We start from the raw sequence: 13,152 nt of genomic DNA, 5'->3' as shown, positions 1-13,152 counted from the left end.
TCTCATGCGCGTACCACCCGGACGCCCGCGGAGTCCAGGTCACCGACCAGGTCGAGGTCGGCACGGCTGTCGGTGACGAGCAGGTCGACGTCGGCCAGCTCGGCGAAGCGGGCCAGGTAGTCGTTGCCGAGCTTGGTGTGATCGGCGACCACCACCGTGCGGCGGGCCGCCCGGACCATCGCCCGCTTCACCGCCGCCTCGGCCGGGTCCGGGGTGGTCAGCCCGCGCTCGACCGAGATGCCGTTGGTTCCGAGGAATGCGACGTCGACGTAGAGGTTCGCCAGCGGTGACAGCGCCCAGTCGTCGACGGTCGCGAGGGTCTTCCCACGGACCCGTCCACCCAACAGCAGGACGTTGAGGTTGGCATGGGTGCCGAGGGTCGTGGCGATGACCGGCGAGTTGACCACGACGGTCAACTCTCGGTCGACCGGCAGCAGTCGGGCCAGTCGGGCGGTGGTGGTGCCGGCGTCGAGGATGATCGCGCCCTCCTCCGGCACCTCGTTCAGGGCGAGCTTGGCGATGCGCTCCTTCTCCTCGATGAGCACCGCGTCCCGCGCCGCCAGCGCAGGCTCGAACCCGAGCCGCTCGACCGGGATCGCTCCACCGTGGACCCGGCGCAGCACCCCGGCCCGCTCCAGGATGGTGAGATCGCGGCGGATCGTCTCCGACGTGACGTTGAACCCGTCGGCCAGGCCAGCCACCTCGACCCGGCCCACGTCCCGGGCGAGGCGGAGGATCTCCTGCTGCCGCTCTTCGGCGTACATGTTGTTTCACCGCCGTTTCATTTTGCTTCTACTTTGTTTACGCCCGACTGCAGGGCAAGTCAAGAGACAGACCACAGAAACCCACATAGGACCGTGGTCGGTAGGGCGATCGGGTATCAACCGGGTCGCGCCACCGCGGCCTCGTCTGGCGTCCGGTACGGGTGCGCGAGGTACGTCGTCAGCTGTTGAACGACTGCGCGCCCAGCTCCCAGCGGCGCAGGTCGACCGGAGACTGCTTGGCCCGCATCGCCGCGATGTTCTCCCGAAGGTGGCGCAGGTGCAGGGAGAACGCCTGCGGGTTCGCCCCGCCCCAGCGGCCGAAGACCTCCTCGGCCTCGGCGTTGTACTGGAACGCCTCGGCGCGCCGACCCAACTCCCAGAGGTATCCGCTCAGGTTCGCCAGCACGGCGGCGAGGTCGAGCTCGAAAGCCACCGCGTTGGCCCGGACGAGGTCGCGGTAGATGACCACCGACTCCTCGGCCGCCGTCACCGCGGCGTCCAGCTGCCCCAGCTCGGCGTGGCGCAGGCCGACCGTGTTCAACGTGAGTGCCAGTTCGGGCCGGTACACCGACGGCTCGTCGTGGCTGAGCTGGCGCCAGATCCGCTCTGCGGCACGGACCGTCGCCAGCGCCTGCGCGCCGTGGCCCCGGTGTGCCTCGATCACCGCCAGGTTGGTGAGCGCCCCGGCGAGACCCCGCTCACGGCGGGCCGACCGCGGCCCACCGGTGAACAACTCGACCGCCCGTCGACCTGTCACCTCGGCCTTCTCGTGCTGCTTGACGTGCGACAACCGCAGGGCGAGATTGTCCAGCGCCTCCGCGAGCGCCCACCGGAACGACTCGGCCTCGTCGCCCGGCCCCTGCGCGAGTGGGGTGAGCAGGTCCACGGCCCGCCGCGCACTCGCCAACGCCGCGGAGAAGCGGGTCAGCGCGGCGAGTCGGTGCGCCCGCAGGTGCAGCGCCAGGGCGAGCAGCGCGGCCCTCTCCGGCGAGGCGGTGCCGGCAACCGCGGCCTCGCCGGCCGCGACGGCAAGATCTGCCTGCTCCAGCGCCGCCTCGCGGTCGCCGACATGTGCCAACCGGCGCCCGTACGCGATGTGCAACCGGGCCCGCTCGACCGGGTCCGGGTCGCGGGCCAGGCCCTCCACGGTGAGTCGGGCCACCACCTCGCGTGCCACGTTGTCGAAGTCGACATGACGTCGGGGTGGCAGGAAGGGCTCGATCCGCGCCAGCAGTCCGACCTCGACGTCCGGCAGGTCGACGATCTTCGTGAGCACCGCCCCGCCGGCGGCGGTGGCGAGCGCCGGATCGTCCCGGAGGAGCGGGAGGAGCACCGTGGCGGCCACGTGCGGCCAGCCGGCCGCGACCTCGACGAGCACCGTGAGCGTGGCAGCCCTGACCCGGGCCGCCTGCGCGCAAGGCATGCCGGTACCGCGCAGCAGTGCGCGGACGACCTCGACCGCCCAGGGCCTCGGAGCGTACGAGGACCACGCGTGACCGGGAAGCGCCAGCGCCAGGTACGCCTCCCTGAGCCGGTCGGGCTGCAACGGCTCCAGCACCCACCCGGGCTCCCTGGGTGGGTAGCAGGTCGAGTGGTCGGCCAGGAGTTCCGACACCCTGCCCGGATCACCGCCCACACCGGCGCAGTCCAGGACCGGCTGACCCAGACCGTACGGGACGGGACCGGCCAGCACCGCGGTGAGAACGGCGCGGTCGAGCCGCTCCGGTGCGCTGGTGACGACCGCCCCGGCCAGCAACTGCTGCCAGTGCCCGACCTCCCGGTCCAGCAGGTATCCGTACATGTCCACCAACGTGGACGGCGCCCGGAGAGTCCGATCGTGGCTGACCGCCACCGCGACCAGCGCGGCCAGTTGAAGGCTCAGCGCCGCCCCGTAGGCCGGGTCGGTCAATTCCGGTACGCGCACCGCATCGAGTCGGGCGTGCGGGACGAGCGCGGCGAATCGGGTGGCGGCGGTGCGGAAGAGCTGTTCCCTGGCCACCGGGTTGGGCGCCAACGGGGCCAGCTCGAACTCGTCGACGGCCATCCGCATGGTGACCCGCAGCCAGTGCCGCAACGCCTGCCACCAGTACCCCACCGACCGGGCCAGCACCACCACCCGGACCGGGCCCTCGCGGTGCAGTTGCGGGTCGGTGAAGAGCGCCCGCAGGTCGCCGGCGGGCCACCAGTCGCCGTAGTCGACGAGCACCAGGAGCCCGGCGGTGGAGGGGCGCGGACCACCTACCGTGGAACGGTTCGGCTCGCCTGGATCACGGTTGCCCCGCAGCACCTCCCAGCCGGCCCTGCGGGCGGTGTCCGCGAACTGGTCGGCCAGGCGTGTCTTCCCCTGGCCACCCGGGGCGTGGATCAGCTGCACCGCCTGGTCGGTCCGGGTGTGCTTGGGGGTCAACCACGCCTGTAGCCGCCGCTGCTCCCCGTCGCGGCCGAGGAACGGGACCACCCGGTGTCGTGCGTCGAGCAGCTCGGCGAGGCGCAGGGTCTCCGCCGGGCGTGGCGCCTCGTCGGCCAGGGCGGTGAGTCGATAGCGCGGCAGCCCGAGGGTCACGTCACCGTCGACGAAGCCGGTGATGGCGATGCTGCCCGAGGCGTCCGCCCAGGCGTCGCCGGTGTTGGTGAGGGCGTACCCGCGCGGGGCGGGGCCGTCGGAGTGATCGCGGGTCATCGGGGGCGACGAACGATTCCGCTGATCGCCTGTGCACCGTCGCCGGCCGTGGCGTCCCCGGTGCGGTGGACCTCCATCGGCGTGGCGTCGCCGGCCGGGGCGTCGATGCCCGAGTTGGCGTAACCGGTACCCCGGGCCCGCGTCGTCCCCGTCTGCCCGACGTGAACTCCGGACTGGGCTGTCGGGAGCGCGGCCCACAGGGCAACCCCGACACCGGCAAGCGCCGCCAACGCGGACACCGCGGTCGCGATCCGGTCGGCCGAGTCCCACCCCAGGACGACGAAGGCGGTAGCCAGCACGGCGACCAGCAGACCCGACACCACCAGCACCACGTGACGACTTGGCTTCATAGTGTCATCGTGACGTGCGCGTCAAGCAATGCGCCAGCGTTTGTCGGCGGCCCCTGTCGTCCAGCGGACGGGCAGGTCACGGCGGCCCCGGGTGGTGGGCCGCCGTGACCTGGGTACGGCTTCAGCAGCCGAGCCTCCGGGTAGAGAGGGCGATGTCGTCGATCCAGAGGTCGAACTCACCGGGCGTGGTGCCGCCCTGGTAGAGCTGCCAGCCGACCTTCACCGTGTTGACCGTCGGGAGGATGAAGGGCACGTCGTTGCCGCCGTGCTCGGTCGTGGAGGCGCTCAGTTCCGGGTTCGGCACGCCGTCGATCCACGTCGTCACGCGGTTGTCCGTCGGGTCGAGCTTCCACTCGACGCACTGCCAGGTGTCCTCCGTGACCGGGGCGGACTCGCGCCAGTTGGTCCAGTCGCCGGTCGGGCCGCCGTCCGCGCCCACACCCCAGAAGATGCCCGGGACGGTCGGCGCGTACTGACCACCGACCGGACGGACGACCTCCGAGCTGCCGGTGCCGGTCGCCTCCACCAGGGTGAAGTGCGCCCAGTCGGGGGCGGTCGGGAACGCGTCGACGCGCAGCCGCATCCGGCCGTAGAAACGGTTGCCCGGCGCGGCGAAGTCGTCGACGCGCAGGAAGGCGCGACCGTTGTCGACCGTGTGGATGTGCAGCACCTGGTTGCCGTGACGGGCCCGCTCGACGGTGAGCGTGCCGTTGCGGGTGTCGACGCCCCAGTCCAGTGTGCTGGCGCCGCCGCGCGGCAACCGCTCGAAGTCTTCACAGAAGAGCAGGCCACGGGTGCACGAGCGCGAGGAGGCACCGGACGCGGCGGCCGGGATGCTGCCGGCAGTGGTGCCGAGGATCAGGGCGGCGGTGCACACCGCGAGGAAACGGCGCATGGTCATCCTCCATGATGTTGGGCCCCTGCCGCGTGGGCGGGGCCGGCATACCTTCCCGGACACCGCTACCGCTGCTCACCGCTCCGCCGATCACGGTCCGGTGAGGTGGTGAGGAGCGGGGTTCTTCGGCGTCGCGGGAATACCTGTCGGAGCACGTACGACAGACACCTGCCCGTCGTCGTGGAGATGGCCCGGCGATGCGCGCACGTCCGCCGACGTGGTGCTGTGCCGGCAGTGCGCTGCTCCCGTGCTGCCCGTTGCCAGCACGGTTGCCCCCGTGCTGCGGCGATGGGAGCCATTCCAGCACATCCGTGGCCGTTCCAGCAATATCGACTGACGTCGCTGCCGTGGGGTAGGCCAGGGATGTGCTTTCCGGGGCGGCCGAAGGCCGGGGCCGCCACCGGCGACCCCGGCCCTGGGTCAGCTACCGCAGATTCCGTATCCGTTGAGGCTCCAGGAGCCGGCGAAGCCGTCGGCGTCCTCGTCCGCCCGCACCCGCACGGTGTTCCCCCCGGTGATGTTGATCGCGGTCAGCAGCACCTGACCGTTGCCGGCGTTGATGTCCGCGCCCGCGCTGTAGAGGCCCTTGCCGGCCGGGCACGACTTGACGGCGTGGTCCGACGAGTTGCTCGCGCTCGTCCCGATCAACGCGACCCGCTCCAGCCCGGCGGGCCCGGTGGCGCAGACCGCGATGGAGGTGGCGCTCCAGCCGGTGGCCGAGGCGCCCTGCACCGGGACCGCCCGGACGGTCACCGACGTCAGGTCGGACGACGGCACCACCTGGTCGAGCACGACATCACCCAGGCCGCTGTTGATCCGCCCACCCATGCCGATGACCTTCTTCGTTCCGCAGCTCGCCGTGACGAACTCCGTCCCCACCGCCCCGGTCGTAGCCACGACCTGGTACCCGGCCGGCGTGGTGGCGCACTGGGCGACGGCCTGTAGCCCCCAGTCGCCGGCGAAGTTGACCGGGCCCGCCTCCCGCATGGTCACGAAGAAGCCGCTGCCGTTGGACAGCGGCTCCAGCCGGTCCAGCCCGACCCGTCCGTCGGCCGACGAGCCGGCGGTGAGGAAGCCGCCGCCCCCGGTGACCACCTTGCCGGCCGGGCAGGACGCGAACGCCGACTTGTCCGCGCTGCTCTCGGCCGCCGACTGGGTGACCGTCTCCAGCCCCGCCGGCACCGCCGAGGCCGGCGCCGCCCAGCCCAGCCCGGCCACCACCGCGGCCGTCGACACGACGGTGGTCAGCACTGCCCGTCCCCTGGTTACTCGCATGTCGCTCCCCTGTCCACAGTGGCCGGCGTTTAGCCAGCCCCCTCCCCCCGGACCTGCGGGTCCGGCGGCTGAGGAAAGCCTGGGCGGGGCCGCTTGTCGTCCGCTATCCGACCGCTTGGCGCCGGCCGCGCCGGTCCCACCGTCCATAGACTGTGGTCGTCCCATTACGACTGATGAGGAAAGCCATGCGGTGGTCCCTCCTCGGCCCCGTCCAGGTGACCGCCGGGGGGCGGGTCCTCCCCATCGACCGCCCCCAGCAACGCGCGGTGCTCGCGCTGCTGCTCCTCAACGCCGACCGCCTGGTGCCCCTCGGGCAGCTCGTGTCGGCGCTCTGGGCCGACGACCCTCCGACCAGCGCCCGGACCCAGGTTCAGGTCTGCGTCTCCCGGATCCGGGCGGCCCTGCGGGAGGCGGGCGCGGGCGAGCTGCTGACCACGCAGGGCGGCGGCTACCGGCTCGGCGTAGGCGGGGGCGAACTGGACCTCGCCGAGTTCACCGTGGCGGTCGAGCGGGCCCGCGACGCGGAGGCGGCGGGCCAGCAGGCGGAGGCGGCGCGGTTGCTGCGCGACGGCCTGGCGCTGTGGCGGGGGCCGGCGCTGGCCGGCGCGGCCGGAGCCTTCGTCGACGCTGCCGCCGCCGGTCTGGACGAGCAGCGGCTGCTCGCGTACGAACGGCTCGCCACCGTGGAACTCGGCCTCGGCCGGTACGCCGCGACCGCGAACGCCCTGCGCCCCCTGGTGGCCGAGCATCCCCTGCGGGAGCCGCTGGTGGCCGGTTACCTGCTCGCCCTCGCCGGCTGCGGCCAGCAGGCCGCCGCGCTGCGGCTCTACGCCGAGACCCGCCGCCACCTCGTCGACGAGTTGGGCGTGGAGCCCGGGCCCGAGTTGAGCGGGGCCCACCTGCGGGTGCTGCGGGGGCAGACACCTGCCGAACCCGCACCTGCGGAGCCCGTGGGTCCGCCGCCGGCGCAGCTTCCCGGCGACCCCGCCGGGTTCACCGGCCGCGCCGTGGCGCTCCGGCAACTGGACGCGCTGCTGCCCACCGGGCCGGCGGGAGCCGACCGGCACGACGGCCCCGGCCGGGCGGTGGTCATCTCCGCAATCGCCGGCACCGCAGGAGTCGGCAAGACGACCCTCGCGGTGCACTGGGCCCACCGGGTCGCGCATCGTTACCCGGACGGGCAGCTCTACGTCAACCTGCGCGGATTCGACCTTGACGGCCGGGCCGTGTCGCCGGACGTGGCGCTGCGCGGTTTCCTGGAGGCGCTGCACGTGCCACCGCAACGGGTGCCCACCGACCTGCCCGGGCAGGCCGCCCTGTTCCGGACCCTGCTCGCCGACCGTCGCGTGCTGGTGCTGCTCGACAACGCTCGCGACGAGGAGCAGGTACGCCCCCTGCTGCCGGGATCCTCGACCAGCCTGGTCGTGGTGACCAGCCGCAACCGGCTCACCGGCCTGGTGGTCAACGCCGGGGCCCACCCGGTGACGCTCGACGTGCTTCCGCCGACCGAGGCCCGGGAGTTGCTGACCGGTCGGCTCGGACGCCGGCGGGCCGTGCGCGAAACGGCGGCACTCGACGAGATCGTGCTCCGCTGCGCCGGCCTGCCGCTGGCCCTGGCCGTCGTGGCGGCCCGCGCGGTCGGGCAGCCCGACATACCGCTGGCGGCCCTCGCCGGCGAGCTGGCCGACACCGACCCGGACCGGCTCAGCGCCCTGGCCACCGGCGACCCCAGCACCGACGTCCGGGCGGTCTTCTCCTGGTCGTACCGGGCACTGGACGCCGACTCGGCCCGGCTGTTCCGGCTCCTCGGGCTGCACCCGGGCCCCGACGCCGGACGGGTGGCGGTGGCAAGTCTCGCCGGCCTGCCGCCGGCCCGGGTCGGCCCGCTGCTGGCCGACCTCACTCGGGCGAACCTGCTCGCCGAACGCGCTCCCGGCCGGTACGCGATGCACGACCTGCTTCGCGCGTACGCATCGGAACTGTGTCACGGCACCGACGTCGAGGCCGAGCGGAAGGCCGCCCGACGTCGCCTCTTCGACCACTACCTGCACGCCACGCACGCGGCGGACCACCTGCTCGACCCGTACCGGTTGGCGCGTCCGGCCGCGCTGCCTCCCGTCGACCCGGGGGTGACGGTGGGCGACCGCCCGGAGCACGCCTGGGCCACCGCCTGGTTCGCCGCCGAGCACCACGTGCTGCTGGCGTGTGTGGAGCAGGCGGCGGGCACCGGCCTGGACCGCCACGCGTGGACGTTGGCGGCGGCCCTGACCACGTACCTCGATCGCAGCGGGCACTGGCCGGAGCTGGCCGCCGCGCAGCGGACCGCACTGGCGGCGGCGCGGCGCCGGGGTGAGCTGGCCGGTCAGGCGCTGGCGCACCGCGGTCTCGCCATCGCCTGCACCTGGTCGGGTGATCACGAGGCGGCGCACCAGCACTACCGACGCGACCTGGAGCTGTACCGCGAGTTGGGCGACGACACCGGACGGGCGCACACCCACCTCGGGGTGAGCTGGGTGCTCACGAGGCAGGGCCGGCTGCGGGCGGCTCTCGACGAGACCCGGTTGGCCCTCGACCTGTACCGGGCGGTCAACTACCGGGTCGGGCAGGCCAAGGCGCTCAACAACCTGGGTTGGATGCACGCCCGGCTCGGTGAGCCGGAGCCGGCGCTGCACTGCTGCCAGGCGGCCCTGCGGCTGCACGAGGAGACCGGCGACCGGCACGGCGCGGCGCTGACCTGGGACAGTCTCGGCTACGTCCGGCACGGCCTGGGCGACCACGACCGGGCCGCGGACTGCTACCGGCGGGCGTTGGCGCTGCACCGGGAACTCGGCGACCGGTACGACGAGGCGGAGGTGCTCGACAACCTGGGCGACAGTCTGCGGGCCGCCGGTGACCTCGCCGCCGCTCGCCGGGCGTGGCGAGAGGCGCTGACGATCTTCGACGAGCTGCGCCATCCGGACGCCGACCGTCCACGGGTCAAGCTGGCCGCGCCGGCCGTCCCGCTGGCGTCGACGGGCGGCGAGGCGCAGGGCGTGGGTACGACCATCGCTCGGGCGTCTGCGGGCCGGTCAGCTCCGGTCGGCGGTGAGGGGTAGCTGCGCGACCGGCACGAGTCGCCGGACGCCGCGGCTCGGGCTGGGCTGCTCGGTGCCCTTGACGGTCGCGATGTCGGCCGCGAGCGCCTCGATCTGCTGGCGGGTGACGCCCGGCATGCAGATCAGGTGGCTGATGCCGCCGTCGGCGTTGGAGAGGCCGTGGCGGCGGGCGATCGCCGCCGGCGGGGTGGTGAAGTACACCGTGAAGGCGTGCACGTTGCGCCAGGCGGGCCAGCCGACGCTCGCCAGCAGGGAGTGGGCGAAGCGGGCCGTCTCGCGGGCACGTTCGGCGCGCTCGCGGTGCCCGTCCTCGCCGAGCAGTCGCAGCGCGTACCACATCTGCACGGCGAGTTGGCCGCAGCGGGAGCCGCTGACCGTGCTGTCGGTCGTGGCGGTGTACGAGATTCGCCGTGCCGCCCGCTGCAGCGAGCGGCGGGTCACCACCAGGCCGCCGGGGATGGTGGTGCCGTAGAACTTGTGGCACGAGATGGCCACAGAGTCGACCACGTTACCGAGGTCGATGGCCACCGGCCGGTCCGGCAGCAGTGCCAACGGGACGCCGGCGAGCGCGCCGTCGACGTGCAGGTGAGAGTTGCGGATCGCCAGTTCGGACATGACTCGGCGAACCCGGGCGGGATTGTCCACCGCCTCCGTCACGGTCGTGCCGGCGTTGGCCACGACGATGGCTGGCCGGTCCCGTCGCCGTGCCAACTCGCCCCGTAGATCGCCGTAGTCGACCTCGCCGTTGGCGTCGGTGCGGATGACGACCTCGGGAAGCCCCAGCATGCCGGCCGTCTTGCGGACCCAGTCGTGGGTGGCCTCGCTGTAGTAGAGCACGGGGTTCGCGCCCGCGAACCTGTCGCGGGCGAGCAGGACAGCCGCCTGGTTCGCCTCGGTGCCGCCGCTGGTCAGGTATCCCCACCGATCGTCGGCGGGGGCACCGAAGAGGTTCGCGTGCCAGTCGACGACCTCCCGCTCGTAGGCCTTGGTGTGGCTGGTGTCGGGGTCGGTGTCCGGGTCGCCGACATTGTTGATCAGCATGCCGAACAGTGGCGTGACCGGCCCGTAGTCGATGTCCATTGCGGCCGGGAAGCCGATCGACCTGTGCGCCGCCAGGGTGGCGTGCAGCTGCTCGAGCTGAGCGGCGAGCGACAGGTCGTCGGGGATGCTCGTGGGAGAGGTCATCGTGGACGTTCCATTGTGGCGTCCACGGCATCACGCACCAGCAGGCGGTATCGCCGTTGGCAGGGGATGGTCACGGGTACTCCGTCGATAGGCAACTAAGCGAAAAGTGGACCATGACGGCGACGCCCAGGCAACCGCCCTCCGCATCGAATGATCGAGCCGACTCGTGGTGCGCAGTTGATCGCAGTGTGTGTTCGATGAGAGGCTATGGCGACGTTTCCGGGGAGGACACACTGTGGCGTACGACAGGCCAGCGGCCCATTTGGGTCCTCGCGAGAGGGCCCCTGAGGACTGGACATCGGCGGCGAGCAGCCGAAGGACAGCGCCGACACCCTGGGACCAGCAGCCGGGCAGCCACACCCCACCACCCCCACCGGCGCCGGACGGACGGCATGGTTGGGTCGCGCCTCCGGCCGCGGTGCCGGCGCCGGCGGTCGAGCAGTACCCGCCGGCCTCCTGGCACTCGGCGCCCGCCGCGCAGCCGCCTCCTCAACACGAACCACCGCCGGCTGTGCACGAGTCGCCGCCCGCGCCTCCGATCAGCGATCCCGAGACGCGGCGGATCTGGGCCTCGTTGCGGTCCTCCGCGCTGAGTCGGGTCGGCCTGATGAACACGATGCACGGCCGCCACGCGTGGACCCAGCGTCGACGTAACCCGTTGTGCGCCTACGGCTTCGCGTTCCTCTACGCGGTACCGATCGTCGGCACCACACTGGAGCGTCCGGTCTTCGAGGTGGGGGCGGCGACGCGTCTGGACAAGGCCGGCGAGGACGTGTCGCACCTGCCCAAGATGCTCTACGACCTCGCCGAGACGGCGCGGTACTACCTCGACAACGGCGGGCTGGATCCTCGTCAGCCCCCACAGATGTGCAACCGCGTCGACGAACGGGTCAACGCGGACTCGACGTTCATCGGCGTCGCGGTCAGCTCGCTTGATGGTCCGCTGGGCACCTGGGAGCAGACGATGCGCCGGGTGGAGGGTGAGGACCGGATCCCCGGCCGATTCTACATCCAACTGATGGACCCAGAAGAGACGCGGATCGTCGTCGACCGGCCGGCCGACCCGTGGGAGAAGCCGCTGATCCAGTCCACGACACCGACGTACGAGTCGTGGCGGGCGTTGCAGAGCCACCCGGCGGACACGCCGATCTGGACCGGGATCGCCCAGTTGGCGACGCTTGTTCACGTTGGCGCGCAACGGCTCGGCAAGGGCCGGGGCGCCAAGGCGTAGACGCTGTCACAGTAAGCAGGCGGAGCCGCTGAGCGGCTCCGCCTGCTTACTGTCGTGGGTGGTTCCTCAGAGCGTGAGGTGGCCCAGATCCTCGTCGACCTGCCGCGTGGGGTTCGTCTCGCGCTCCCCGACACCAGCGAGCAGGTCCGGGTTACGGGTCCGCAGGCTGATCGCCCACAGCGCCCCGATCACGACGAACGCGCCGACCGTACCGGGCACCAGCCAGGCTCGATGAGATCCCGGTGGCGTGCCGAGCGCCGCGCTGATGTTGATCAGTGTGAGCAGGAGGATCACCGCGATGGCGATCCCACCGAGAGTGGGTGCGATCGCCCGCGCCCACAGCGACTCACTGCGGCCGCCGCCGCGAGCGAAGAAGCGGACGGTGGCCAGTGAGCTCACCGCCATCAACAGCATCAGGCTCACCGCGGCGATGTTGGAGAGCCAGGTGAACATGGTCAGCGCCTCAGCGCCACTGACCGCGAAGAGCAGGATGACGATCAGAGCGGTGACCGACTGGGCGATCGATCCACCCTGGGGCGCACCGGACCCGCCCTCCCGGATCGTCGCGAGGCGGGCGGGCAGCAGCCGGTCCTTGCCGAGGGCGAACAGGTACCTCGCCACGCTGTTGTGGAAACTGATCATCGCCGCGAGGACGCTGCTGACCAACAGCAGGCCGCCCAGTGCCATCAACAGCACTCCGGCGCTGCCGGCGCGGGAGCCGGAGAAGACCTCGAACGGCAGTGGCGCCGCCGGGTCCCGGGCCAGCTCGACGACCCGGTCGGCGCCCACCGTGGCCACCATCGCCCAGGCGCACAGGGCGTAGAGCAGGCCGAGGCCGATGATCACGTAGATGATGCTGCGCGAGACCGCCCGCGGTGAGCGCGCCTCGGCACCGTAGGCCGCGATGGTTTCGGTGCCGAAGAACGCGGCGAAGCCGAGCGGAAGGACCGCGAGCCCGGCCACCACCCCGGTGCTGAACAACTGCGTCGGGTTCAGCGCCTCGACCGTCAGGTTACCGCCGGCCGGGTGGGCGAGGCCCACCAGCACGAACACGATCAGCAGTGCGACCTCGACGATCAGGATGGTGCCGAACATGGCGGTGCTGACGCCCGTACGCTGCAGGCCGAACGCCCCCACGATGGCCCACGCGACGAGAGCCCCGATCCACCACGGACCGCCGACCAGGCCACTGACCACCGAGCCGAGCAGACCGTACAGCGAGATTTGAATGGTGTTGTAGGCGAGCAGCACGACCGGCGCGCCCGCGACACCGACGAGCCGGGACAGTCCGGCGGCGAGGGCGGTGTAGAAGATTCCGCTGGGCTGCACGTACCTCGCGATGGCGATGTACCCCGGTGCCCAGAGGAGCATCACCGCGGCCAGGAGCAGGAAACTCGCGGCTACTGCGGTATTGCCGGTGGTCGCATAGGTGGCGACGATACCGCCGACGAGAACGGCCATTGGGGACGATGCTGTCGCCCCGAACGTCACCAGCGAACTCGTCCGCAGTGTCTTGCGTGCCAGCCCTCGTTCGGCGGACACCGTCAGGGGGGTCACAGGAGATGTGACCATAGCTGAGCCTCCCCATGCCTAAGGCAGATCGATCGGGTGACAGGACTCGATGACCTTACAGGGTCATTCCACTGTTGATAGAGCGATGAGGAGCGAAGTTGAGCG

At 72.0% G+C, this 13,152-nt stretch carries 9 protein-coding genes; 2 read left to right on the top strand and 7 right to left on the bottom strand.

All coding sequences use genetic code 11. The features are described from left to right. Positions 1-2 precede the first annotated feature (2 nt). The 5 genes from AB0C15_RS02190 to AB0C15_RS02170 form a co-directional block, all read right to left on the bottom strand. A complete protein-coding gene (locus tag AB0C15_RS02190) occupies positions 3-764 on the bottom strand; it encodes a DeoR/GlpR family DNA-binding transcription regulator (RefSeq protein ID WP_357347773.1) in 762 nt (253 codons plus the stop codon). Positions 765-942: 178 nt separating this feature from the next. Further along, a complete protein-coding gene (locus AB0C15_RS02185) occupies positions 943-3,444 on the bottom strand; it encodes a hypothetical protein (protein WP_357347771.1) in 2,502 nt (833 codons plus the stop codon). Next, complete coding sequence (locus AB0C15_RS02180) at positions 3,441-3,794, bottom strand: hypothetical protein (protein WP_357347769.1); 354 nt, start codon at positions 3,792-3,794, stop codon at positions 3,441-3,443. Before AB0C15_RS02180 ends, AB0C15_RS02185 begins: the two co-directional genes overlap by 4 nt. Before the next feature lie 121 nt (positions 3,795-3,915). Beyond that, on the bottom strand, positions 3,916-4,695 hold the full coding sequence (locus tag AB0C15_RS02175; protein WP_357347767.1) for a hypothetical protein: 780 nt from the start codon (positions 4,693-4,695) through the stop codon (positions 3,916-3,918). Between the two features lie 414 nt (positions 4,696-5,109). Further along, a complete protein-coding gene (locus AB0C15_RS02170; protein WP_357347765.1) occupies positions 5,110-5,964 on the bottom strand; it encodes a hypothetical protein in 855 nt (284 codons plus the stop codon). 185 nt (positions 5,965-6,149) lie between these two features. Between AB0C15_RS02170 and AB0C15_RS02165 the strand changes: the two genes are divergently transcribed. Next, positions 6,150-9,059 carry a BTAD domain-containing putative transcriptional regulator gene (locus AB0C15_RS02165; RefSeq protein ID WP_357347763.1) on the top strand — a complete coding sequence of 970 codons (2,910 nt, stop codon included), beginning with the start codon at positions 6,150-6,152 and terminating at the stop codon, positions 9,057-9,059. Here the strand turns inward: AB0C15_RS02165 and AB0C15_RS02160 are convergent. Continuing rightward, positions 9,033-10,244 (bottom strand): histidine decarboxylase, encoded by a 1,212-nt coding sequence (locus AB0C15_RS02160; RefSeq protein WP_357347760.1) that lies wholly within the window; start codon positions 10,242-10,244, stop codon positions 9,033-9,035. The genes AB0C15_RS02165 and AB0C15_RS02160 overlap by 27 nt on opposite strands. A gap of 607 nt (positions 10,245-10,851) precedes the next feature. Between AB0C15_RS02160 and AB0C15_RS02155 the strand changes: the two genes are divergently transcribed. Next, positions 10,852-11,475: a hypothetical protein gene (locus AB0C15_RS02155; protein WP_357347758.1), complete on the top strand. Its 624-nt coding sequence runs from the start codon at positions 10,852-10,854 to the stop codon at positions 11,473-11,475. A 66-nt stretch (positions 11,476-11,541) separates the two neighbouring features. On the opposite strand, the gene AB0C15_RS02150 is transcribed toward AB0C15_RS02155, so the two are convergent. Beyond that, entirely contained in the window at positions 11,542-13,047 is a 1,506-nt protein-coding gene (locus tag AB0C15_RS02150) for an APC family permease (protein ID WP_357347756.1), read from the bottom strand. Positions 13,048-13,152 lie beyond the last annotated feature (105 nt).

It is taken from the genome of Micromonospora sp. NPDC048835, assembly GCF_040649995.1.
Classification (GTDB): domain Bacteria; phylum Actinomycetota; class Actinomycetes; order Mycobacteriales; family Micromonosporaceae; genus Micromonospora.
This window is presented reverse-complemented; position numbering and strand designations above follow the sequence as displayed.

Coding starts and splice junctions, on each gene's coding strand:
- AB0C15_RS02175 (WP_357347767.1), bottom strand. CDS start 4,695: ATGACCATGCGCCGTTTCCTCGCGGTGTGCACCGCCGCCCTGATCCTC.
- AB0C15_RS02180 (WP_357347769.1), bottom strand. CDS start 3,794: ATGAAGCCAAGTCGTCACGTGGTGCTGGTGGTGTCGGGTCTGCTGGTC.
- AB0C15_RS02155 (WP_357347758.1), top strand. CDS start 10,852: ATGAACACGATGCACGGCCGCCACGCGTGGACCCAGCGTCGACGTAAC.
- AB0C15_RS02185 (WP_357347771.1), bottom strand. CDS start 3,444: ATGACCCGCGATCACTCCGACGGCCCCGCCCCGCGCGGGTACGCCCTC.
- AB0C15_RS02190 (WP_357347773.1), bottom strand. CDS start 764: ATGTACGCCGAAGAGCGGCAGCAGGAGATCCTCCGCCTCGCCCGGGAC.
- AB0C15_RS02165 (WP_357347763.1), top strand. CDS start 6,150: ATGCGGTGGTCCCTCCTCGGCCCCGTCCAGGTGACCGCCGGGGGGCGG.
- AB0C15_RS02170 (WP_357347765.1), bottom strand. CDS start 5,964: ATGCGAGTAACCAGGGGACGGGCAGTGCTGACCACCGTCGTGTCGACG.
- AB0C15_RS02150 (WP_357347756.1), bottom strand. CDS start 13,047: ATGGTCACATCTCCTGTGACCCCCCTGACGGTGTCCGCCGAACGAGGG.
- AB0C15_RS02160 (WP_357347760.1), bottom strand. CDS start 10,244: ATGACCTCTCCCACGAGCATCCCCGACGACCTGTCGCTCGCCGCTCAG.